This is a genomic window from Bradyrhizobium sp. USDA 4369 (genome assembly GCF_054056435.1).
In genome coordinates this window covers 5,658,443-5,680,923 of record NZ_JBSRYH010000001.1, presented here as the reverse complement: position 1 = coordinate 5,680,923, position 22,481 = coordinate 5,658,443, and the positions used below count along the sequence as shown (strand labels likewise).

Here is a 22,481-nt window from a genome sequence, read left to right as displayed (position 1 = left end):
GATCTGTTCCCGCTTCTCTCGAACGTCTTACTTCGGACGCTTCGCGCCATACTTCGAACGGCGCTGCTTACGGTTCTTGACGCCCTGGGTATCCAGCACGCCGCGGAGGATGTGATAGCGCACGCCCGGCAAGTCCTTGACGCGACCGCCGCGGATCATGACCACCGAGTGCTCCTGCAGGTTATGGCCCTCACCCGGGATGTAGCCGATCACCTCGAAGCCGTTGGTCAGGCGCACCTTGGCGACCTTACGAAGCGCCGAGTTCGGCTTCTTCGGGGTCGTGGTGTAGACGCGCGTGCAAACACCACGCTTCTGCGGCGACTGCTGCAGCGCCGGCACCTTCTTGCGCGACTTCTGCACTTCGCGCGGATTTGCGATCAGCTGGTTGATCGTCGGCATCTTGGCCTTCACCCTTCTCAACGTTCGCACGGAAACCACGATGGATTTCCGTAAATTCTGTTCGAGGTTCCCCGCCTCACCGGTCCGCCCAGCGCGACGAAAATCCGCGCAAAACGAAAGCGCGCCAACCGTTCATCGCTGAACGGAAAGCGCTCGACGCCACAGAGGACCGCGATCACCACCATCAAACTTGCGCTGACGGCGGCCTACCGAGGTCATGCATCCGAAATTGGTCTCAAGAGAACGTGCTCGAGAGATCTAAAATCGTTCTGGCATTGCCTAGCTATGATCGACAGCGTTTGAGCGGCATTCGTCGAGGTTGGTGCCCATTCTGCCCTGTTGAAGGCCGTCCGGGTGATCCGTACCGACGCTGGCGAAGCTCACCGCCTGTCGTTGAGTGCGCGCCTTTTATAAGCGGTAAATATCCAAGTCAAGCAAAACGACGCCGCAGCATGCGCAAACAGGCGTCTCCCAGCGTTGCGCCTCCGCCGGCGCCCAGCTCAGCGGGCCGCAAGGTATCGGGTGACCCGCTTCGCGCCCAGTCAGATCGCCTCGATCGGCTCCGGCAATGATCGGAAACATTGAAGATAAGGCTTTTTTCGGGTTTCAGCGCCAAGGATGGCCCCGACGAGGCGCCAAATGACCCGATACACCGACATTGCGATCATTGGCGGCGGCCTGGCCGGCTCGATTGCCGCTGGAATGCTCGGGAGGGCTGGAATCACCGCGATTCTGGTCGATCCCCACACCGTCTACCCGCCCGACTTCCGAATCGAGAAAATTTCCGGCGCTGAGCAGATCGCGCGATTCCGTCGCACCGGAATGGCGGACAAGGCCCTGCGTCAGGCGACGCTGGCGGCAGAAAACTGGATCGCCCGATTCGGCTACCTCCTGGACCGGGCGCCGGTCCCGCAATACGGCATCATGTACGACGCGCTGGTGGCGGCGGTGCGGGACGAGATTCCCGGTTCCGTGGCGCGAATCGTGGCCAAGGCGGTCGCGATCACCCCAAGCGAGGATCGCCAGTCGGTCACCCTCTCTGACGGGCAGACGATCTCGGCGCGACTGGTCGTGCTCGCCAACGGGCTGAATGTCGGGCTGCGACATATGCTGGGAATCACCCGCAAGATCACCAGCCCCTCCCATTCGATCTCGGTCGGCTTCGATCTCGCGCCAGTCGGGCGCCCCGCCTTTGCCTTTCCCGCGATGACCTATTTCCAGGAGCGGGCCAGCGCGCGCGCTCCCTACATCACATTGTTCCCGATCGGCGAGCGGATGCGGGCCAATCTGTTCGCCTATCGCGAGGCCGATGACCCCTGGGTTCGGGCGATCCGGCGCAACCCGGCTGAGACGCTCGACGCCGCCCTGCCCGGCCTCCGGCGGATCACCGGCGATTACGCTGTCACCGGCGAGGTCAAGGTTCGGCCGGCCGACCTCGTCGTCAACAGCGGCGTCTGCATGCCGGGCGTGGTGCTGATCGGCGATGCCTTCTGCACCACCTGCCCCGTCACCGGCACCGGCTCCGACAAGGTCTTCACCGACGTCGAGCGGCTCTGCAACGTCCACATCCCGCGCTGGCTCGCGACCGACGGCATGAGCGAAGGCAAGATCGCCGCGTTCTATGACGATCCGGTCAAGACGGCCTGCGATGCGTGGTCGCTGCAGAAGGCCTGGCGGTACCGCGACATCTCGACAGGCACCGGCCCCTATTGGCTGGCGCAGCGCTGGGCTCGTTTCGCGGTCTCGCTCGGCCGCGGCGTGCGGCACCGGCTGGTGACGAGCAGCGGGCCGCTTAACGCCTATTCCTCGTCGTCATCATCCTCGTCATCATCATCATCGTCATCGCTGTCGTCGTCGGCCTGATCCTGCCGGCTCGGCTGGTGGCTCTGGTCGTCCCACAGCTTGCGATAGACGCCGTTCTTGGCAAGCAGCTCGGTATGGCTGCCACGTTCGATGGCCCGGCCGCCGGAGATGACGATGATCTCGTCCATCTCGACCACCGAGGTCAGACGGTGGGTCGACCAGATCATGGTGCGGCCCTTGGCGACCTTCAGCAGCGTGCGGTTGATCGCCGCCTCCGTGGTCTGGTCGAGCGCCGAGGTCGCCTCGTCGAGCAGCAGCACCGAGGGGTTGCGGATGATGGCGCGGGCGATCGCGATGCGCTGGCGCTGGCCGCCGGACAGCGTGTCGCCACGCTCGCCGACGATGGTGTCGTATTTCTGCGGCAGGCTCATGATGTAGCGGTGGATCTCGGCCTTCTTGGCCGCCTCCTCCACCTCGGCGTCGGTGGCGCCCTCCTTGCCGAGCCGGATGTTCTCCCGCAGCGACATGTTGAACAGCATGTTCTCCTGGAACACGACCGCCATGCTGCCGCGCAGCGAATCGCGCGTGACCTTGCGGATGTCGACGCCATCGATGGTGACGCGGCCCTCATCGGGCACGTAGAGCCGCAGGATCAGGTTCAGCAGCGTGCTCTTGCCGGAGCCTGACGGGCCGACGATGGCGATCCGCTTGCCGACGTCGAGCTTGAGGCTGAGATTGTCGAGCACCGGCGTCTCGCTGCCCTCATACTGGAAGCTGACGCGCTCGAAGGTGATGTCGTGGCTGATGCGCGGCAGGTCCGGCGCGCCCGGCCGGTCGGCGCCGCGGGTCGGCTCGTCCAGCAGCTCCTGCATGTGGCGGATCGCGGCCGCCGAGGAGATCGACACCGGGAGGAAGTGCATGACGTGGGCGATGTTGTAGGACACCTCCCAGAACGCGCTCTCGAAGGTGACGAAGGTGCCGACCGTGATCTGGCCCTTGGTGGCGAGATAGGCGCCGATCGCGAGTACCACCAGATGCAGCAGCAGCACCGCGATGGTCACGGTGCGCTCGACCATGGTCGAGAGGAACATCGCGTCCGCGATCTTCCGCCTTGCCTCGTCGTTGCGGAAGCTGAACCAGCCGAACACCTTGCGGTGCAGGCTGAACGCCTTGATCACCGCCTGGGCAGCGATGTTCTCCTGGATCACGCCGAGCAGCGAGGCCTCGTTGAGCTTCTGCTCGTAATTGGCCTGCACCGCCTTGGGGGTCAGGATGCGCGGGCCGATCAGCGTGATCGGGAACACCAACAGCGCGATCGCGGCGAGCTGCCAGTTGAGGAACAGCATCAGGATGATGCCGGCGATGAGCTCGAGCAGCGGCAACGCAGCGCTGTTGGCGAAGGTCTTGACCACGCCTTCGAAGGCCGACATGTCGACCGAGAAGCGTGACAGGATCTCGCCGCGCTTGGTGCGCTGGAAATAGGCTGCCGGCAGGTTCTGCACGTGATCGAACAGACGGGTGCGGACATCCGAAATGATGCCGGCCGCCAGCCGCGCATCCCAGCGCTCATAGAGCACGGCGACGATCGAGGTGAAGATCCCGGCGACCGCAAGCACGCCCAGGATGCGATAGAGCGCCTCGAAATCCTCCTCGCCGAGCGCGTCGTCGATCAGGAACTTGAGGCTGAGCGGCATGATGACGTTGAACAGCGTCTCGATCAGGACGCCGATCGTCACGAAGGCCAGCATCTTCTTGTATTTGGCCAGCAGCGGCGAGACGAAGCCGTAGATCGTGGCGAGCGCACCGGCGGCCTCGCGCGCGGTGTAGACGACGAGCTCCTCGTCGTCGTCATCATCGTCGAGCTCGAGGCCGGCCGCATCGCCGTCCTCCTCGTCGTCATCCTCATCCTCGACGAGCGGCGGCTTGTCGCTCGGCAACGTCTTTGCCGTTCCGGCTTTGGGAACCACGGCGACGGCTGCAGCCGTGGCCCCCGGCTTGTCCACAGTGTCGGCCGGATCAGCGGCCGACCTGGATTTCTGATTTTCCGGCGGTGAAGATTTGGGCGCCATTCAACGAACCGATCCTGCACGGCCATATGACCGTAACGGATGAAAGCGGTCCGGCTTTAACATCTGTGTCCGCCGGCCGCCAGCATTCTCGCGACACGGTGCCGCATCGGCGGCCGAACCAGAGGCTGTCACGCACCCAGCGACTGCCGCCGTTCGGAGACAAGGCCCGGAGCCTTACCCCAGGATGACGGGGCGTCCGACGACAAGCCCTAGTCCTCGTCGTCCTCGACCTTGTCGAAGAAGGAGTAGCGCAGGCTGTCAGCGTCCGCGTACCACTGGCCCGGGCCCTTGTTGGCAGCGAGCGTCGCGGCCCACACCTCGTCGGTGCAGTCGCGGCGGTGCATCGCGAGGTCGAAGCCATTGCCGAAGAACAGCTCGGACCATTCCCACCAGGTGCCGAGCTTCTTGACGCCGCGCAGCAGGTCGTAGCGATCGACCAGCGCCGGCGCCATGTCCGAGGTGATCGATCCGAATACCAGGCCGGTCTTGACCACGCGGTTCAGTTCGCGGATCGCCCGCGCCACCTGCTTGTCGCCGAGATGACAGAGGCTGGTCTCGAACACGAAATCGAACTCACCTGCCTTGAACGGCAGGTCGGTAATCGTCCCGAGCTTGTTGTACTTCTTCAGCGCCTTCGGCGTCTTGCCGTGGATATAGCGGTTGTTCTCGATGCCCCAGGCATCGATGCCGCGGTCGCGCAGCGCACTGACCAGCTCGCCGCTGGCAGAGCCGGCGACGAGAAGCTTGTAGCCTTTGCCTTTGCCTTTGTTCCAGACGATCTTGATCAGGCTGGTCAGATAGTCCGGATCGGTGAACTGCGACCAGGCTTCGCTGTACGGCCCCTGCCCGCGGTAATTGTCGAAATAGTCGCGGTCGATCTTGTCCGACAGCGGCTTCTCCGCCTGCGCGCGGGCGCGGCGCAGCCGCATCATCTCGGTCAGGATGATGTCGGTGGCGGCATCCGACGAATCGAGCAGGCCATTGAGCGTCGAATCGAACAGATAGTCGCCGACCACGACGATGCCGGGATGCTCCTTCGGCTCTGGCCGGTGATTCGTCATGACGTCGCGCACCGGCAGGCCGCCCGGCAACGCGTTCACCGACGACAGCCAGCGATGGATCTTGCCTTCCATGAAATGCGCCCGCGCATCGCCGAGCGCCGCCGGCAGCGATTTCAGCGCGGCGTCGATCAGCTCCTGATCGGACAGATTGGCGAAGGCCAGCGCATCGGAGCCGGCGATCAGCCAGTTCAGCACGCCGTGCTTGCCGACGTCGTGGCGCGAGCCTTCATTGTAGATGCAGCAGCCGCCGAACGCCTCGGACATGAACCAGGAGCCCGGGATCTTGTCGCCCCAGAACGGCTTGTCGAACAGGATCGAGACGCGCAGGTAATGCGCGGGACGGTCGAAATAGGCGATGTGCTTGACCATCGACCGGCGCAGCTTCTCGCCCTCCCAGCCGACCGTCGACAGCCAGGAATGCGGCAGGCACACCAGCACGAGATCGAACTCGCGGGTCTCCGGGCCCTTGCCGTTCATCATGTTGAGCCGGTAGCGGCCCTGCTCGGTCTTGCCGATGCGCAGCACACGATGATTGAGCTGGATGTCGGCGTCGACCTCCGAGCGCAGGCACTCGATCAGCTGCTCATTGCCGTTCTGGATGGAATACAGACCGATATAGTCGTCGATATCCATCACGAAGTTCTTGAGCGCGTTGAGGCCGTTGGTGTTGTGGGCCTCGGTTGCGATGTCGGAGCGCGACATCACCTTGAAGAAGCGCTTGGCGGTGGGATCCTCGACCTCCTCGTCGAGCAGCTCCTCGCAGGTCTTGTAGGCCCAGGGGTGCTCGTTGTCGTGCGCGCCGACGCCCTCGTAATACTCGACCGGCGACATCACCTCGGAGCAGCGCTTGCGGAACGCCTCGACGGCGGCTGCCGTCTTCGGCCCGTATTTGCGGCGCAGGCCCGGCACGTCGTCGAGCAGCTCGCCGTCGAGCTGCACCTGAAGCGCGTCCATCGGAATCGTCTGCAGGCCGAAATGCTGGATCAGCTCGCGCAGCGGATCGGGCCCGGTCATCGAGTAGTCGTAGATCTCAGCGACACCCGCTTCATACATCGCCGGCGCCGTATCGAATTTTCGCGTCACGATCTTGCCGCCGAGCCGGTCGGAGGCTTCGAAAATCGTGACCTTGCAGAGATCGCCAAGCTTCCGTCTCAAGTACCAGGCGCTCATCAGGCCGCCCGGACCGCCACCAACAATCGCAAGGTCAAGCATCGAAGTTCCGCCATCTCCGGCTGTCAGCGACATCGCCGGTCGTCCGTATCACGGGTCCCGCCACCCTTGGGGCTCGATCGGCCATAGCGCGCCCGAGCCACCCGGAGTTTGCGCCTGAGCAAATCGGCGCATCGCCACGACGGACAAGGACATCAGCCTAGCGGATCTGATGCTCCCAGAAGCGCCTTTGTGCCTGAAGGATAGATGAACAACCGGGCAGCAGCGCGGCAACAGGAGAAGATAATGTCAAAAAAAGGCCGGCAACCGCCGGCCTTTTCTATCGTCGATGAACGAACGGCAGCACCTGACACCTCAGGTGCTGTCGCTCCGCTCGATTTACTCCGCCGGCGGCAGCGCCAGCGGCTGCGGCTCGGGCTGCGACGGCACGATCGCCGCCTGCTTCTCGCGCTCGTCGAGAATCAGCTTGTCGCGCTTCAGCGCGACCTCGCGGATGCGGGCCATGGAGGCGCCGGTGCCGGCCGGAATCAGGCGGCCAACGATGACGTTCTCCTTGAGACCCTCGAGCGGGTCGATCTTGCCATTGACCGCCGCCTCGGTGAGGACGCGGGTGGTCTCCTGGAACGAGGCCGCCGAGAAGAACGACCGGGTCTGCAGGCTCGCCTTGGTGATGCCGAGCAGAACCGGATTGCCGGTGGCGGGCTTCTTGCCTTCCTCCACGGCCTTCGCGTTCAGCGCGTCGAACTCGATCTTGTCGACCTGCTCGCCGGCGATCATGTCGGTGTCGCCCTGGTCGGTGACCTCGATCTTCTGCAGCATCTGACGGACAATCACCTCGATGTGCTTGTCGTTGATGAGCACGCCCTGCAGCCGGTAGACCTCCTGGATCTCGTTGACCAGATAGGCCGCGAGTTCCTCGATGCCCTTGATCGCCAAGATGTCGTGCGGCGCCGGGTTGCCTTCGACGATGAAGTCACCCTTCTCGACGATGTCGCCATCCTGCAGATGGATGTGCTTGCCCTTCGGGATCAGGTACTCACGCGGCTCCTCGGTCTTGTCGACCGGCTCGATCGAGATGCGACGCTTGTTCTTGTAGTCCCGCCCGAACCGGATGGTGCCGGCGATCTCAGCGATGATCGCGGCATCCTTCGGCTTGCGCGCTTCGAACAGCTCCGCCACCCGCGGCAGACCGCCGGTGATGTCGCGCGTCTTGGCGCTCTCGGTCGAGATACGCGCCAGGATGTCACCCGGCTTCACCGTCGTTCCGACGTCGACTGACAGAATCGCGTCGACCGACAGCATGTAGCGGGCATCGCCACCGCGGGCGAGCTTGAGCACCTTGCCATCCTTGCCCTTGATCACGATCGCCGGACGCAGATCCGCGCCACCGCGCGTTCCACGCCAGTCGATGACCACGCGCTTGGCGATACCGGTGGACTCGTCGAGCGTTTCGGAGATCGACAGACCTTCGGTCAGATCCTCGAACCCGATCGTGCCCTCGGCCTCGGTGAGGATCGGACGGGTGTACGGATCCCACTCGGCGATACGCTGGCCGCGCTTGATCATGTCGCCGTCGTCGACATGCATGCGCGCGCCGTACTGGATGCGGTGCGTCGCACGCTCCGAACCGTCGGGGTCGACGATGGTCACGACCATGTTGCGGACCATCGCGATCAGGTGACCCTCGCTGTTGCGGGCGATCGCCTTGTTCTTGATGACCACTCTGCCTTCGAAGTTCGACTCGACGAAGGACTGCTCGTTCAGCTGCGCCGCGCCGCCGATATGGAAGGTGCGCATCGTCAGCTGGGTACCGGGCTCACCGATCGACTGCGCGGCAATGACGCCGACAGCCTCACCATGGTTGACCGGCGTACCGCGCGCGAGGTCGCGGCCGTAGCACATCTTGCAGATGCCGTTGACCAGCTCGCAGGTCAGCGCCGAGCGGATCTTCACCTCCTGCACGCCAGCCTGCTGGATGGCGTCGATGTGGCTCTCCTCCATCAGCGTGCCGGCCTTGACCAGCACCGCATTGGTCGCGGGATCGCGCACGTCGTCGCAGGGCACGCGGCCCAGGATGCGCGAGCCGAGCGATGCCACCACCGTACCGGCATCGACGATGGCGCGCATCTTGATGCCGAGATGGGTGCCGCAATCGTCCTGCGTGATGATGCAGTCCTGCGCGACGTCGACCAGACGGCGGGTCAGGTAACCCGAGTTCGCGGTCTTCAACGCGGTGTCCGCGAGGCCCTTGCGGGCGCCGTGGGTCGAGTTGAAGTACTCGAGAACCGAGAGACCTTCCTTGAAGTTCGAGATGATCGGCGTCTCGATGATCTCACCCGACGGCTTGGCCATCAGGCCGCGCATGCCGGCGAGCTGACGCATCTGGGCCGGCGAACCGCGGGCACCGGAATGCGACATCATGTAGATCGAGTTGATGTCGGCATCTGCTCCCGTCGCCGTCTTCTTGGTGACGGAGATCTCCTTCATCATCTCCTTGGCGATCTCTTCCGAGGCCTTCGACCAGGCGTCGACGACCTTGTTGTACTTCTCGCCATGGGTGATCAGACCATCATTGTACTGCTGCTCGAAATCCTTCGCCAGAGTACGGGTGGTGTCGACGATCTTCCACTTGCCGGCCGGCACGACCATGTCGTCCTTGCCGAACGAGATGCCCGCCTTGAAGGCGTTGTAGAAGCCGAGCGCCATGATGCGGTCGCAGAATATCACCGTCTCCTTCTGACCGCAGTGACGGTAGACCTGATCGATCACGCCGGAGATTTCGCGCTTGGTCATCAGCTTGTTGATGATCTCGTACGAAATGCGCGGATGACGCGGCAGCACGTTGCCGAGCATGACGCGGCCGGCGGTGGTCTCGATCCAGCGCTTGGAGATCTTGCCGGTCTCGTCCATGCCCTCCCAGCGGTACTTGATCTTGCTGTGGAGATGGATGGCCTTGGCGTGCAGCGCATGCTCAAGCTCGGCCATGTTGCCGAACGTCATGCCCTGGCCGTTCATGCCCTCGCGCATGATCGAGAGATAATACAGGCCGAGCACGATGTCCTGCGACGGCACGATGATCGGCTGACCATTGGCCGGATGCAGGATGTTGTTGGTCGACATCATCAGGACGCGCGCTTCCAGCTGCGCTTCGAGCGACAGCGGAACGTGCACGGCCATCTGGTCGCCGTCGAAGTCGGCATTGAACGCCGAGCAGACCAGCGGATGCAGCTGGATCGCCTTGCCCTCGATCAGCACCGGCTCGAACGCCTGAATGCCGAGACGATGCAGGGTCGGCGCGCGGTTCAGCAGCACCGGATGCTCGCGGATGACCTCGTCCAGAATGTCCCAGACCTCCGGACGCTCCTTCTCGACCAGCTTCTTGGCCTGCTTGACCGTGGTCGACAGACCCTTGGCGTCGAGCCGCGAATAGATGAACGGCTTGAACAGCTCGAGCGCCATCTTCTTCGGCAGACCGCACTGGTGCAGGCGCAGCTCCGGACCAACCACGATGACCGAACGGCCCGAATAGTCGACGCGCTTGCCGAGCAGGTTCTGACGGAAGCGGCCCTGCTTGCCCTTGAGCATGTCGGCGAGCGACTTCAACGGCCGCTTGTTGGCGCCGGTGATGACGCGGCCGCGGCGGCCGTTGTCGAACAGCGCATCCACCGCTTCCTGAAGCATGCGCTTCTCGTTGCGGATGATGATGTCGGGCGCGCGCAGCTCCATCAGCCGCTTCAGGCGGTTGTTGCGGTTGATGACGCGGCGGTAGAGGTCGTTGAGGTCGGAGGTCGCGAAGCGGCCGCCGTCAAGCGGCACCAGCGGCCGCAGATCCGGCGGGATCACCGGCACGACGGTCATGATCATCCATTCCGGCTTGTTGCCGGAGTGGCGGAACGCCTCGACGATCTTCAGGCGCTTGGCGAGCTTCTTGTGCTTGATGTCGGAGTCGGTCTCCTGCATCTCGGCACGCAGCGTCTGCTCGAGCTTCTCCAGCTCGAGGCCGCGCAGCAGCTCACGGATGGCTTCCGCACCGATCATGGCGGTGAAGCTGTCCTGGCCGTACTCGTCCTGCGCCTTGAGGTACTCGTCCTCGGACAGGAGCTGACGGTCCTTGAGCGCGGTCAGACCCGGCTCGAGGACGACGTAATATTCGAAATACAGGATCCGCTCGAGATCCTTCAGCGTCATGTCGAGCAGCAGGCCGATGCGCGACGGCAGCGACTTCAGGAACCAGATGTGCGCGACGGGGGCGGCGAGCTCGATATGGCCCATGCGCTCGCGCCGGACGCGCGACAGGGTCACCTCGACCGAGCACTTCTCGCAGATGATGCCCTTGTACTTCATCCGCTTGTACTTGCCGCACAAGCACTCATAGTCCTTGATCGGCCCGAAGATGCGGGCGCAGAACAGGCCGTCGCGCTCGGGCTTGAAGGTCCGGTAGTTGATCGTTTCCGGCTTCTTGATCTCGCCGTAGGACCAGGACAGAATCTTCTCAGGGCTCGCGATCGAGATCCGGATCTGGTCGAAGACCTGAGCCGGGGTCGTCGGATTGAAGAGATTCATAATTTCTTGGTTCATCGTATTCTCCTCGCGTGCCGATCGGGGGTCGGCCGCAAATTCGAAAATCTCTTGCAGAGGGCGCCCTGTCCTGACCCGTGGGACAAAGGCGCCGGCACCCGGCCGTCAAAGACGGCCAGGCCGGATCTCTTGAACTACTCGGCGGCTTCCGACGTCGGCGCCGGTCCGAGCTTGGAGTTGTGCAGGTCGACGTTCAGGCCGAGCGAGCGCATTTCCTTGACCAGCACGTTGAACGATTCCGGAATACCGGCCTCGAACGTGTCGTCGCCACGCACGATCGCCTCATAGACCTTGGTGCGGCCGGCGACGTCGTCCGACTTCACCGTCAGCATCTCCTGCAGCGTGTAGGCCGCGCCATAGGCTTCGAGCGCCCACACCTCCATTTCGCCGAAGCGCTGGCCGCCGAACTGGGCCTTGCCGCCCAGCGGCTGCTGGGTGACCAGCGAATACGGGCCGATCGAACGCGCATGGATCTTGTCGTCGACCAGATGGTGCAGCTTGAGCATGTAGATGTAGCCCACCGTGACCTTGCGATCGAACGGATCGCCGGTGCGGCCGTCATAGACGGTCGACTGGCCGGACGCGTCCATGCCGGCGAGCTTCAGCATCTCCTCGATGTCGGCCTCCTTGGCACCATCGAACACCGGGGTGGCGATCGGCACGCCGCGGCTCAGATTGTGACCGAGTTCAAGCAGCTCATTGTCGTTGAGCGACTTGATGGTCTCGTCCTCGCCGTAGATCCGCTTCAGCGTTTCCTTCAGCGGCTTGACGTCCTGCTTCGACAGATAGGCATCGACCGTCTGGGCGATGCGCCTGCCGAGGCCGGCGCAGGCCCAGCCGAGATGCGTCTCGAGGATCTGACCAACATTCATGCGCGAGGGCACGCCCAGCGGGTTCAGCACGATGTCCGCATGGGTGCCGTCCTCAAGGAACGGCATGTCCTCGATCGGAACGATCTTGGACACGACGCCCTTGTTGCCGTGACGGCCGGCCATCTTGTCGCCCGGCTGGATCTTGCGCTTCACCGCGACGAAGACCTTGACCATCTTCATCACGCCCGGCGGCAGCTCGTCGCCGCGCTGCAGCTTCTCGACCTTGTCGAGGAAGCGCTGTTCCAGCCCCTTCTTCGACTCGTCGTACTGCTTCCGCATGGCCTCGATCTCGGCCATCAGCTTGTCGTTCGCCGAGGCGAACAGCCACCATTGCGACTTCGGATACTCGTCGAGCACCGCGCGGGTGATCTTGGTGTCCTTCTTGAAGCCCTTCGGACCGGAGATGCCCTGGCGGCCGTCCAGCATGTCGGCAAGACGGCTGTAGACGTTGCGGTCCAGGATCGCCTGCTCGTCGTCGCGGTCCTTGGCCAGACGCTCGATCTCTTCCCGCTCGATCGCCAGCGCACGCTCGTCCTTGTCGACGCCGTGGCGGTTGAACACGCGGACCTCGACGATCGTGCCCTGCACGCCCGGCGGCACCCGCAGCGAGGTATCACGCACATCCGAGGCCTTCTCGCCGAAGATGGCGCGGAGCAGCTTCTCTTCCGGCGTCATCGGGCTCTCGCCCTTCGGCGTGATCTTGCCGACCAGGATGTCGCCGGCGCGCACTTCCGCACCGATATAGACGATGCCGGCTTCGTCGAGATTCTTCAGTGCCTCTTCCGACACGTTCGGAATGTCGCGCGTGATTTCCTCCGGCCCCAGCTTGGTGTCGCGGGCCATCACCTCGAACTCCTCGATGTGGATCGAGGTGAAGACGTCCTCCTTCACGATCCGCTCGGAGAGAAGGATCGAGTCTTCGAAGTTGTAGCCGTTCCACGGCATGAACGCGACCAGCACGTTGCGGCCGAGCGCGAGCTCGCCGAGATCGGTCGACGGACCGTCGGCGATGATGTCGCCCTTCTTGACGATGTCACCGACCTTCACCAGCGGACGCTGGTTGATGCAGGTCGACTGGTTGGAGCGCTGGAACTTCATCAGCCGGTAGATGTCGACGCCCGACTTGGTCGGATCGAGATCCTCGGTGGCGCGGATGACGACGCGGGTGGCGTCGATCTGGTCGACCACGCCCGAGCGGCGCGCCGCGATCGCAGCACCCGAGTCACGCGCGACGACGCCCTCCATGCCGGTGCCGACGAACGGCGCCTCGGCACGCACCAGCGGCACCGCCTGGCGCTGCATGTTCGAGCCCATCAGCGCGCGGTTGGCGTCGTCGTTCTCCAGGAACGGGATCAGCGCGGCGGCGACCGAGACGAGCTGCTTCGGCGACACGTCCATGTAGTCGACCTTGTCCGGCGTCATCGGCACGACTTCGCCGGCATGACGGCAGACCACGAGGTCCTCGGTGAAGCGGCCCTTGGCATCGAGCGGCACGTTGGCCTGCGCGACGCGATAGCGCCCCTCCTCCATGGCCGACAGATAGACCACCTCGTCGGTGACCCGGCCGTCCCTGACCTTGCGGTACGGCGTCTCGACGAAGCCATACTTGTTGACGCGCGCAAACGTCGCCAGCGAGTTGATCAGACCGATGTTCGGACCTTCCGGCGTCTCGATCGGGCAGATGCGGCCGTAATGCGTCGGATGCACGTCGCGCACCTCGAAGCCGGCGCGCTCGCGGGTCAGACCACCCGGTCCGAGCGCCGACAGGCGGCGCTTGTGGGTGATCTCCGACAGCGGGTTGGTCTGGTCCATGAACTGCGACAGCTGCGACGAGCCGAAGAACTCGCGCACCGCGGCCGCGGCCGGCTTGGCGTTGATCAGGTCCTGTGGCATCACGGTGTCGATGTCGACGCTCGACATGCGCTCCTTGATGGCGCGCTCCATGCGGAGCAGACCGATGCGGTACTGGTTCTCCATCAGCTCGCCGACCGAGCGGACGCGGCGGTTGCCGAGATGGTCGATGTCGTCGATCTCGCCCTTGCCGTCGCGCAGGTCGACCAGGGTCTTGATGACCGCGAGGATGTCCTCCTTGCGCAGGGTGCGCTGGGTGTCCGGCGCGTCGAGCTCGAGACGCATGTTCATCTTGACGCGGCCGACCGCGGAGAGGTCGTAGCGTTCGGCATCGAAGAACAGCGACTGGAACATCGCCTGCGCGGAATCCAGCGTCGGCGGCTCGCCCGGACGCATCACGCGATAGATGTCGAACAGCGCGTCCTCACGCGTCATGTTCTTGTCGGCCGACAGCGTGTTGCGGATGTAGGGGCCGACATTGACGTGGTCGATGTCGAGCAGCGGCAGATCCTTGTAGCCCTGCTCGTTCAGCACCTTGAACAGCTTGTCGGTGATCTCCTCGCCGGCCTCGGCGTAGATCTCGCCGGTCTTCGGGTTGACGAGATCCTCGGCGATATAATTGCCGAGCAGCTCCTCGTCCGACATGCGCAGCGCCTTCAGCCCCTTCTCCTGAAGCTGGCGGGCGGTGCGGACGGTGAGCTTCTTGCCGGCCTCGAGCACGACCTTGCCGGTGTCGGCATCGATCAGATCGTTGACCGTCGAATAGCCGCGGAAACGGTTGGCGTCGAACGGAACGCGCCAGCCTTCCTTGATGCGCTTGTAGATCAGCTTCTTGTAGAAGGTCGACAGGATCTGCTCGCCATCCAGGCCGAGCGCGAACATCAGCGACGTCACCGGCAGCTTGCGGCGGCGGTCGATGCGCGCGAACACAATGTCCTTGGCGTCGAACTCGATGTCGAGCCAGGAGCCGCGATAGGGAATGACGCGGGCGGCGAACAGCAGCTTGCCCGACGAATGGGTCTTGCCCTTGTCGTGGTCGAAGAACACGCCCGGCGAGCGGTGCATCTGCGAGACGATGACGCGCTCGGTACCGTTGACGATGAAGGTGCCGTTCATGGTCATGAGCGGAATGTCGCCCATGTACACGTCCTGCTCCTTGATGTCCTTGACCGACTTGGCGCCGGTCTCCTCGTCGATATCGAACACGATGAGGCGCAGCGTCACCTTGAGCGGCGCAGCGAAGGTCATGCCGCGCTGGCGGCATTCGTCCACGTCATATTTCGGCGGCTCGAACTCGTAGCGGACGAATTCCAGCATCGAGGTGCCCGAGAAGTCGGAGATCGGGAACACCGAGCGGAATACCGCCTGCAATCCCTCATCCGGCCGTCCCCCTGTGGGCTCGTCGACCATCAGGAACTGGTCGTAGGACGCCTTCTGAACCTCGATGAGGTTCGGCATTTCCGCGACTTCCTTGATGTGCCCAAAGAACTTGCGAACGCGTTTGCGACCGGTGAATGTCTGCTGCGCCATCGTGGCCTCTCATTTCGTCGCCCGGAGGGGCGAACCTTCCGAAACAGCGGCTGCCACCGCCCTTCCGGGTTGAATTTCGATCCATTTCGAGGATCTGAGCCCAGAGCCCGGAACGGAAACGTCCCAGATCTGTTCTTCAGACCAGCAAAACGCAAAACGACGCGCGAGGCGCGAGGACGCACCCGCTCGTCACAACCATCTCGTCACGGACTGCAAAAGCCCGAAATTGCCTATCTCCCAACGGCTTACGATGGAGACGCTGCTCCACCGCCAAAACCGGCTATTCGTGCTGCCGACCCAATATGGGTTGACAATAGCCGAGATTCGAGAACGAAGCCCCCAAATCTCTACACTTTTCCGTGTTCGGCCTGCAGCGGGCGATTCCGTTGCACGCCTTTTGCAGCGATTCCGGCCGATCCCCGATACCCCCGCAAACGTCCCTGGTCTTATGATGACCGGGTGATATTACCACCCGGTCATCAAAATCGTTCTGAAACGTCCCGCTTGTTGCCGTCAGGCCGCGGGATGCTCCATGGCCAATCGCCGATTACTTGAGCTCGACCTTGGCGCCAGCCTTCTCGAGCTGGGTCTTGATCTTCTCGGCCTCGTCCTTGTTGACGCCTTCCTTGACCGGCTTCGGCGCACCCTCGACGAGGTCCTTGGCTTCCTTCAGGCCCAGGCCGGTGATGGCGCGGACTTCCTTGATGACCTCGATCTTCTTGTCGCCGGCCGAAGCCAGGACAACGGTGAACTCGGTCTTCTCTTCCGCCGGAGCGGCGGCGGCGCCACCAGCGCCCGGAGCAGCGACAGCCACGGCAGCGGCGGCGGACACGCCCCACTTCTCTTCCAGGAGCTTGGCGAGCTCAGCGGCCTCGAGAACGGTGAGGGCCGAGAGGTCGTCGACGATCTTCTGCAGGTCAGCCATTGATGTAGTTCCTTAGATTAGGTTCGGTTCGAAACTAGGTTGTGAGTGTTTGCGAAGGGCGTCAGGCCGCTTCGCCCTTTGAGGCATGAGCCTGAATGACGCGCGCGACCTTGGCCGCGGGAGCGTTGGCGAGCTGGGCCAGCTTGGTCGCCGGAGCCTGGATCAGGCCGACGAGCTTGCCGCGCAGTTCGTCCAGCGACGGCAGCGAGGCCAAAGCCTTCACGCTGTCGACATTCAGGACGGTTGAGCCCATCGAGCCGCCGAGGATGACGAACTTTTCGTTCGCCTTGGCGAATTCGATGGCAACCTTGGGCGCCGCGACAGGATCGTTCGAAGTTGCGATCACGGTCGGCCCCTTCAACAGGGGGCCAATGCCGACGACGTCCGTGCCTTCAAGAGCAATTTTGGCGAGACGGTTCTTCGAGACCTTCACCGACGCACCAGCCTGCTTCATCTGCTTGCGCAGGTTCTGCATCTGGGCCACGGTGAGGCCGGAATAGTGAGCGACGACGGCAACGCCCGTGGTCTTGAAGACCTCGTGCAGCTGCTCGACCGCCTCTTTCTTTGCCGCTCGTTCCACAGCAAGCTCTCTCCGGTTGGCGGCCTTCGCCCAAGACCTTAGCCCAAGGGCGGGACCGCCGGGTTGCACCCGCCGCCCCACCACACCTGACCTCCGGACGGATAACCCCGAGGACACGCAAGGCAAGACGGCGACGATTAGCCTGCCCTTCCGAAAGCCCAGGCAAAGCCCATGAGCTCGCGGAGTGTCGAGGTTCGAACCAAACCTGCATGCCACCGCGATGCGCAGTGAACATGCCGAAATCCGGTCTTCACCCGTCTATGCAGGCCATACGATTAAGCCATTGAGGAAATTGCATTTCCGCGTTGGCGCCTGCAGTCTCGGACAGGATCGGGGTGATCGGCGGACCGACCTCCCCTGCGGCATTTCGAGAGCAGAAAGATCCCTGTTCCTTCCGAGTCATCCTGACGGATATCCTCAAAAGGAATTCTGGTTCTCTCCAAGTCTTTCGGAATGCACGCACAGGCGCGCCAGCAACAGCCGGCCCGCCTAGAAGACGGTTCTTTAACGGGTCGATGGCGACTTGCCAAGACCCCGAGAGCAAATTTCGCACCAGTTTCGTGGGTTCACAGGGGGACTCGGCCTTGCCGCAGCCCTCAGATGCGATCGCGACTGCCCCGCGCCACGTTGATCGCCCGGGGCGGGACCTCACCCGGCCCGCTTACGACTTCACCTGATATGGCAGCTTCTCGCCCGCGAAGAACGCCATGAGATTGGCGACGACGCAGGCCTGCATCGCAACATGCGCCTCGCGGGTGTTACCGCCAATATGAGGTGTCACCACCAGGTTTGGCTGCGCGGTCAGTTCATCCGGCACATGAGGTTCGGTCTCGAACACGTCGAGGCCGGCCCCCGCGATATTGCCGTCCTTGAGCGCCGACAGCAGCGCGGCCTGGTCGATGACCGAGCCGCGCGAGATGTTGACGACATGGCCGTCCGGACCGAGCTTCTTCAGAAGGTCGGCGTTGACCGCATTGGTGGTTTCGGCACCGGCGCGGACCGCGATCATCAGCACGGTGCACCATTCCGCGAGCGCATCGAGGCTTTGGAAATATCGGTACGGCAGGTCGTCGTAACGGGTGCGGCTGAAATAGCCGATGTCGGCCTCGAACGCGGCAACACGGGCGGCGATCTTGCGGCCGATCGCGCCCATGCCATAGACGCCGACCTTGCAGCCGGCAAGGCTCGGCGGCGGCTTCATCAGCGGCGACGGCTTGGCCTCGGCCCAGCTGCCGTCGCGGACATAGCGATCGGCGACCACCAGCCGCCGCATGGTCGCCAGCATCAGCATGACCGCGACGTCGGCGACCGCCGCAGCATTGGCGCCCGGGCTGTGGCCGACCGCGATGTTGCGCGCGGCCGCGGCCTTGAGATCGACCCCGTCATAGCCGGTGCCGTAGCAGATGATGACCCCCAACGACGGCAACCGGTCCATGTCGGCCGCCCCGAGCGGCGTGCCACCGGCCGTGATCAGCGCCCGGATCTGCGCGACCTCTTCAGCCGGAAACACCTCGTGCGCAGGTCGGCCGCCGCTGTCGAGCAGGTCGAAGCGGTCGGCAAAGCGCTGGGTCATTGACTTCGGCAGGCGGGAATAGATCAGGACCTTGTCGGGCATGTCGTCGGGTACCACCAAATGCGAAGGGCGGGACCGATGAACGATCCCGCCCTGCTTATCTGCCAGTGTCCGTCGGCTTACGCCAGTACGGTGCCCGGCTCGACCTTGACGCCCGGGCCCATCGTCGACGACACCGCGACGCGCTGGACATAGGTGCCCTTGGCGCCTGCCGGCTTGGCCTTCACGACCGCGTCCGCCAGCGCCTTGATGTTCTCGACCAGCTTGTCCTCGGCGAACGAGGCCTTGCCGACGCCGGCCTGGATGATACCGGCCTTCTCGACACGGAACTCGACCGAGCCGCCCTTGGCCCCCTTGACGGCGCCGGCGACGTCCATGGTCACGGTACCGATCTTCGGGTTCGGCATCATGCCGCGCGGACCGAGCACCTTACCGAGACGGCCGACCAGCGGCATCATGTCGGGGGTGGCGATGCAGCGGTCGAAATCGATATTGCCGTTCTGCACCTTCTCGACCAGGTCCTCAGCGCCGACCACGTCGGCGCCTGCGGCCTTGGCCTCGTCGGCCTTCGCGCCGCGGGCGAACACGCCGACGCGGAGCGTACGGCCGGTGCCATTCGGCAGCATCACGACGCCACGGACCATCTGGTCAGCGTGACGCGGATCGACGCCGAGATTGATTGCGACCTCGATGGTCTCGTCGAACTTCGAGGTGGCGCGCTCCTTGATGAGCTTGATCGCGTCAGCAAGCGGATACAGCTTGGTGCGGTCGATGCCCTCGCGGGCCTTCTTCAAACGCTTTCCGATCGCCATGGCGCTTACCCCGCAACTTCCAGACCCATCGAGCGGGCAGAGCCCTCGACCATCTTCATGGCCGACTCGATCGAGTCGCAATTCAGGTCCTTCATCTTCTTCTCGGCGATCTCGCGCACCTGCGCCTTGGTCACCTTGCCGGCCTTGTCGCGACCCGGAGCCTTGGAGCCAGACTGGATCTTGGCGGCCTGCTTGAGGAAGTAGGACATCGGCGGGGTCTTCATCTCGAAGGTGAAGGACCGGTCCGCATAAATGGTGATGACCACCGGGATCGGGGTGTTCTTCTCTTCCTTCTGGGTCTGGGCGTTGAACGCCTTGCAGAACTCCATGATGTTGAGACCGCGCTGACCCAGCGCGGGGCCGATCGGCGCGGCGACGGGTTGGCCGCGCCGGCCGGAACCTGAAGCTTCAGGTAACCGGTTACTTTCTTTGCCATTGTGACTCTCCAACGCGTTCGCGATCTTGCCTGATGCGAACGCACCGCCGTCGGGCGACAAAACCCGAAAGCGAGGTTTGGGACCGTGGTCCGGCGCGCTGGATCCGGCTGGCAAAGCCGGTCACGCCTCCCACGAACGAAATCGCCCCCCGTTCGGGGAGCGAAGCGCGCCCGATACACGAGATCGGACGAAAAGGAAAGGGTGTCGAGGGCTGAACTCCCTCCTCCCGTCATTCCGGGGCGCCCCGCAAGGGCGAGCCCGGAATCCATAGCCACAGGGCGTGGTTAGATGCACGCCGGAGATGGCACTTCGCCGTCCAATCGCCGCCTCGGGGTATGGATTCCGGGCTCAGCCCTTCGGGCTGCCCCGGAATGACGACGAGAGCTGATGGCCGGCGTCAGCCGACGATCTTCTCGACCTGGTTGAACTCGAGCTCGACCGGGGTGGCGCGGCCGAAGATCGACACGGCGACCTTGACCCGCGAGCGGGCCTCGTCGATTTCCTCGACCACGCCGGAGAACGAGGCGAACGGGCCGTCGGCGACGCGCACATTCTCGCCGATCTCGAACGACACCGAGGATTTCGGCCGCTCCACGCCTTCCTGCATCTGGTTCAGGATGCGCATCGCCTCGCTCTCGGAGATCGGCATCGGCTTGTTCTCGGCGCCGAGGAAGCCGGTCACCTTGGGCGTGTTCTTGATCAGGTGAAACGCCTCGTCGGTCAGCTTCATCTTCACCAGCACATAGCCGGGGAAGAACTTGCGCTCGGCGTCGATCTTGCGGCCGCGGCGCACTTCGGTGACCTTCTCGAGCGGCACAAGCACCTGCTCGAACAGGTCCTCAAGATTGCGCTGCTTGGCCTGCTCGCGGATCGACTCGGCGACCTTCTTCTCGAAGTTCGAATAGGCGTGGACGATGTACCAGCGCTTGTCGGACGAATGCGTTGCGGTTGCCATCAGTGAATGCCCAGCACGAGGGTGATGAGGTAGCGGATGATCTGATCGGCGGCGAAGAAGAAGATCGAAGCCAGCGCCACCATCACGAACACCATGATCGTGGTGATCGTGACCTCGCGGCGGCTCGGCCAGGTGACCTTGGCGGTCTCCGAGCGCACTTCCTGCAGAAATTTGAACGGGCTGATAGCCATCGTCAGGGGTCCGCGTCCGTCATCAGACGATTGAAGAGTTTACAGGGAAAACCGAACAGCCGTCCTTAGCCCACCCTCTTGTCGGAGAGATGAGCCGATACACGGGCTCGCTTGTTCGGGGAGTGAAAAAGCCGCGCCGGATATCCGCGTTCCACGGGCCGGCTGCAGGTGCACAACATCTACTGTCGGACCGGCCAAAGGTCAAGATATGGGCAGCCCCGGCCTGCACATCCCCTCCATCGCAGACCCCGGCTGTCCCGCCTCACGCCGGTCTTTCGTTTCGTGGGGCGCCATTTCCGCAGGGCGGCAGGTTGAGCAGGTGCCGCGACGAAATGCCCGTGGCGGAGCGGTTCCGGCTCTTGCCGGGCCTGCGCCACCCGCTCATGCTCATCGACACAAGAATAATCAGGAGGAAACAATGACCTTTGCCCCGCGCAAGGGACGGACGCATCTTGCCGCCGTCAGTCTTGCTGTTCTCAGCCTCGCCGCTCTCAACCTTGCCGCGCTTGCCCTCACCGCCGCCCCTGCCCGCGCCCAGGCGCCGCTCAAGATCGGCGTTCTCAGCGACTTCTCATCGGTCTATTCGGACATCGGAGGCCAGGGCAATCTGGAGGCGACCAAGCTCGCCGTCGAGGAGTTCGGCGGCACCATGTTCGGCAAGCCGATCGAGGTGATCAGCGCCGATCCGCAGAACAAGGCCGACATCGCCGCCTCGATCGCGCGCAAATGGTATGAGAACGAAGGCGTCGACATGATCATCGACATGCCGACCTCGGCGACCGCGCTCGCCGGCATGGAAATGTCGAAACAGTTCGAGAAGCTGATGATCGTGACGGACGCCGCAAGCTCCGACATCACCGGCAAATCGTGCTCGCCCTATACCGTGCACTGGACCTACGACACCTACGGCAACGCGCATACGGTCGGCAGCGCCATCGTCAAGACTGGCGGCACCAGCTGGTTCTTCATCACAGCCGACTATCTGTTCGGCCATTCGATCGAGCGTGACACCGGCGATGTCGTGCGCGCGGCCGGCGGCACGGTGGTCGGCAGCGCCCGCCATCCGCTCAACAACCAGGACTTCTCGTCATTCCTGCTGCAGGCGCAGGCCTCCAAGGCCAAGATCATCGGCATGGCCAATGGCGGCGGCGACACCATCAACACCATCAAGCAGGCGGCCGAGTTCGGCATCGTCGCCGGCGGCCAGAACCTCGCCGGCATCGTGATGTTCATCTCCGACATCCACAGCCTCGGCCTGAAGCTGGCGCAGGGCCTGATCATCACCGAGGCCTATTACTGGGATCTCAACGACCGCACCCGCGCGTTCGGCAAGAAGTTCTTCGACAAGATGAAGCGGATGCCGACCATGAATCAGGCGGCGACCTACAGCGCCACCCTGCACTATCTCAACGCCGTCAAGGCCGCCGGCACCCGCGACACCAAGCCGGTGCTCGCCAAGATGCGCGAGACCCCGGTCCGCGACGCCTTCACCGACAACGGTACGTTGCGCGAGGACGGCCGCATGGTGCATTCGATGTTCCTGTTCGAGGTCAAGAAGCCGGAGGAATCGAAAGGCCCGTGGGACTATTACAAAGTGCTGGCCGAGGTCCCCGGCGACCAGGCGTTCCGGCCGCTGAAGGACGGCAACTGTCCCTATGTGAAGAATTAGGTTGGA

The 22,481-nt window shown here is 63.7% G+C and carries 13 protein-coding genes and 1 pseudogene; 2 read left to right on the top strand and 12 right to left on the bottom strand.

Features of this window, described 5'->3' with window-relative positions:
* Nucleotides 1-27: 27 nt before the first annotated feature.
* Nucleotides 28-399: a 30S ribosomal protein S12 gene (gene rpsL / locus ACVIJ6_RS25755; RefSeq protein ID WP_006611834.1), complete on the bottom strand. Its 372-nt coding sequence runs from the start codon at nt 397-399 to the stop codon at nt 28-30.
* Between the two features lie 639 nt (nt 400-1,038).
* Here rpsL and ACVIJ6_RS25750 point away from each other — a divergent pair.
* Nucleotides 1,039-2,262 carry an FAD-dependent oxidoreductase gene (locus ACVIJ6_RS25750; RefSeq protein ID WP_456775006.1) on the top strand — a complete coding sequence of 408 codons (1,224 nt, stop codon included), beginning with the start codon at nt 1,039-1,041 and terminating at the stop codon, nt 2,260-2,262.
* Here the strand turns inward: ACVIJ6_RS25750 and ACVIJ6_RS25745 are convergent.
* From ACVIJ6_RS25745 to secE, 11 genes and pseudogenes are all read right to left on the bottom strand, one after another.
* Nucleotides 2,199-4,271 (bottom strand): ABC transporter ATP-binding protein, encoded by a 2,073-nt coding sequence (locus ACVIJ6_RS25745; RefSeq protein ID WP_456775005.1) that lies wholly within the window; start codon nt 4,269-4,271, stop codon nt 2,199-2,201. The two genes, ACVIJ6_RS25750 and ACVIJ6_RS25745, sit on opposite strands and share 64 nt — an antisense overlap.
* A gap of 209 nt (nt 4,272-4,480) precedes the next feature.
* Nucleotides 4,481-6,544: an FAD-dependent oxidoreductase gene (locus ACVIJ6_RS25740; RefSeq protein WP_456775004.1), complete on the bottom strand. Its 2,064-nt coding sequence runs from the start codon at nt 6,542-6,544 to the stop codon at nt 4,481-4,483.
* Nucleotides 6,545-6,880: 336 nt separating this feature from the next.
* Nucleotides 6,881-11,080: a DNA-directed RNA polymerase subunit beta' gene (rpoC, locus tag ACVIJ6_RS25735; protein ID WP_012045051.1), complete on the bottom strand. Its 4,200-nt coding sequence runs from the start codon at nt 11,078-11,080 to the stop codon at nt 6,881-6,883.
* A gap of 134 nt (nt 11,081-11,214) precedes the next feature.
* Nucleotides 11,215-15,333 carry a DNA-directed RNA polymerase subunit beta gene (rpoB, locus tag ACVIJ6_RS25730; protein WP_456775003.1) on the bottom strand — a complete coding sequence of 1,373 codons (4,119 nt, stop codon included), beginning with the start codon at nt 15,331-15,333 and terminating at the stop codon, nt 11,215-11,217.
* Between the two features lie 547 nt (nt 15,334-15,880).
* Nucleotides 15,881-16,258: a 50S ribosomal protein L7/L12 gene (gene rplL / locus ACVIJ6_RS25725; RefSeq protein ID WP_456775002.1), complete on the bottom strand. Its 378-nt coding sequence runs from the start codon at nt 16,256-16,258 to the stop codon at nt 15,881-15,883.
* 61 nt (nt 16,259-16,319) lie between these two features.
* Complete coding sequence (gene rplJ, locus ACVIJ6_RS25720) at nt 16,320-16,838, bottom strand: 50S ribosomal protein L10 (protein WP_008963452.1); 519 nt, start codon at nt 16,836-16,838, stop codon at nt 16,320-16,322.
* A gap of 661 nt (nt 16,839-17,499) precedes the next feature.
* On the bottom strand, nt 17,500-18,453 hold the full coding sequence (locus tag ACVIJ6_RS25715; RefSeq protein WP_456775001.1) for a 2-hydroxyacid dehydrogenase: 954 nt from the start codon (nt 18,451-18,453) through the stop codon (nt 17,500-17,502).
* 77 nt (nt 18,454-18,530) lie between these two features.
* Complete coding sequence (gene rplA / locus ACVIJ6_RS25710; RefSeq protein ID WP_456775000.1) at nt 18,531-19,223, bottom strand: 50S ribosomal protein L1; 693 nt, start codon at nt 19,221-19,223, stop codon at nt 18,531-18,533.
* Between the two features lie 5 nt (nt 19,224-19,228).
* A pseudogene (gene rplK, locus ACVIJ6_RS25705) lies at nt 19,229-19,659 on the bottom strand (50S ribosomal protein L11).
* Nucleotides 19,660-20,057: 398 nt separating this feature from the next.
* Complete coding sequence (gene nusG / locus ACVIJ6_RS25700) at nt 20,058-20,615, bottom strand: transcription termination/antitermination protein NusG (protein WP_012045057.1); 558 nt, start codon at nt 20,613-20,615, stop codon at nt 20,058-20,060.
* Complete coding sequence (gene secE / locus ACVIJ6_RS25695) at nt 20,615-20,806, bottom strand: preprotein translocase subunit SecE (protein WP_041750849.1); 192 nt, start codon at nt 20,804-20,806, stop codon at nt 20,615-20,617. Before secE ends, nusG begins: the two co-directional genes overlap by 1 nt.
* A 418-nt stretch (nt 20,807-21,224) precedes the next feature.
* On the opposite strand from secE, the gene ACVIJ6_RS25690 reads away from it, so the two are divergent.
* On the top strand, nt 21,225-22,475 hold the full coding sequence (locus ACVIJ6_RS25690; RefSeq protein ID WP_456774999.1) for an ABC transporter substrate-binding protein: 1,251 nt from the start codon (nt 21,225-21,227) through the stop codon (nt 22,473-22,475).
* Nucleotides 22,476-22,481: the final 6 nt, after the last annotated feature.

Bases quoted from the DNA above. Each gene is read 5' to 3' on its own strand.
- ACVIJ6_RS25750 (WP_456775006.1), top strand. From the start codon at position 1,039: ATGACCCGATACACCGACATTGCGATCATTGGCGGCGGCCTGGCCGGC.
- rplL (WP_456775002.1), bottom strand. From the start codon at position 16,258: ATGGCTGACCTGCAGAAGATCGTCGACGACCTCTCGGCCCTCACCGTT.
- secE (WP_041750849.1), bottom strand. From the start codon at position 20,806: ATGGCTATCAGCCCGTTCAAATTTCTGCAGGAAGTGCGCTCGGAGACC.
- ACVIJ6_RS25745 (WP_456775005.1), bottom strand. From the start codon at position 4,271: ATGGCGCCCAAATCTTCACCGCCGGAAAATCAGAAATCCAGGTCGGCC.
- ACVIJ6_RS25715 (WP_456775001.1), bottom strand. From the start codon at position 18,453: ATGCCCGACAAGGTCCTGATCTATTCCCGCCTGCCGAAGTCAATGACC.
- ACVIJ6_RS25690 (WP_456774999.1), top strand. From the start codon at position 21,225: ATGACCTTTGCCCCGCGCAAGGGACGGACGCATCTTGCCGCCGTCAGT.
- nusG (WP_012045057.1), bottom strand. From the start codon at position 20,615: ATGGCAACCGCAACGCATTCGTCCGACAAGCGCTGGTACATCGTCCAC.
- rpoB (WP_456775003.1), bottom strand. From the start codon at position 15,333: ATGGCGCAGCAGACATTCACCGGTCGCAAACGCGTTCGCAAGTTCTTT.
- rpoC (WP_012045051.1), bottom strand. From the start codon at position 11,080: ATGAACCAAGAAATTATGAATCTCTTCAATCCGACGACCCCGGCTCAG.
- ACVIJ6_RS25740 (WP_456775004.1), bottom strand. From the start codon at position 6,544: ATGCTTGACCTTGCGATTGTTGGTGGCGGTCCGGGCGGCCTGATGAGC.
- rpsL (WP_006611834.1), bottom strand. From the start codon at position 399: ATGCCGACGATCAACCAGCTGATCGCAAATCCGCGCGAAGTGCAGAAG.
- rplA (WP_456775000.1), bottom strand. From the start codon at position 19,223: ATGGCGATCGGAAAGCGTTTGAAGAAGGCCCGCGAGGGCATCGACCGC.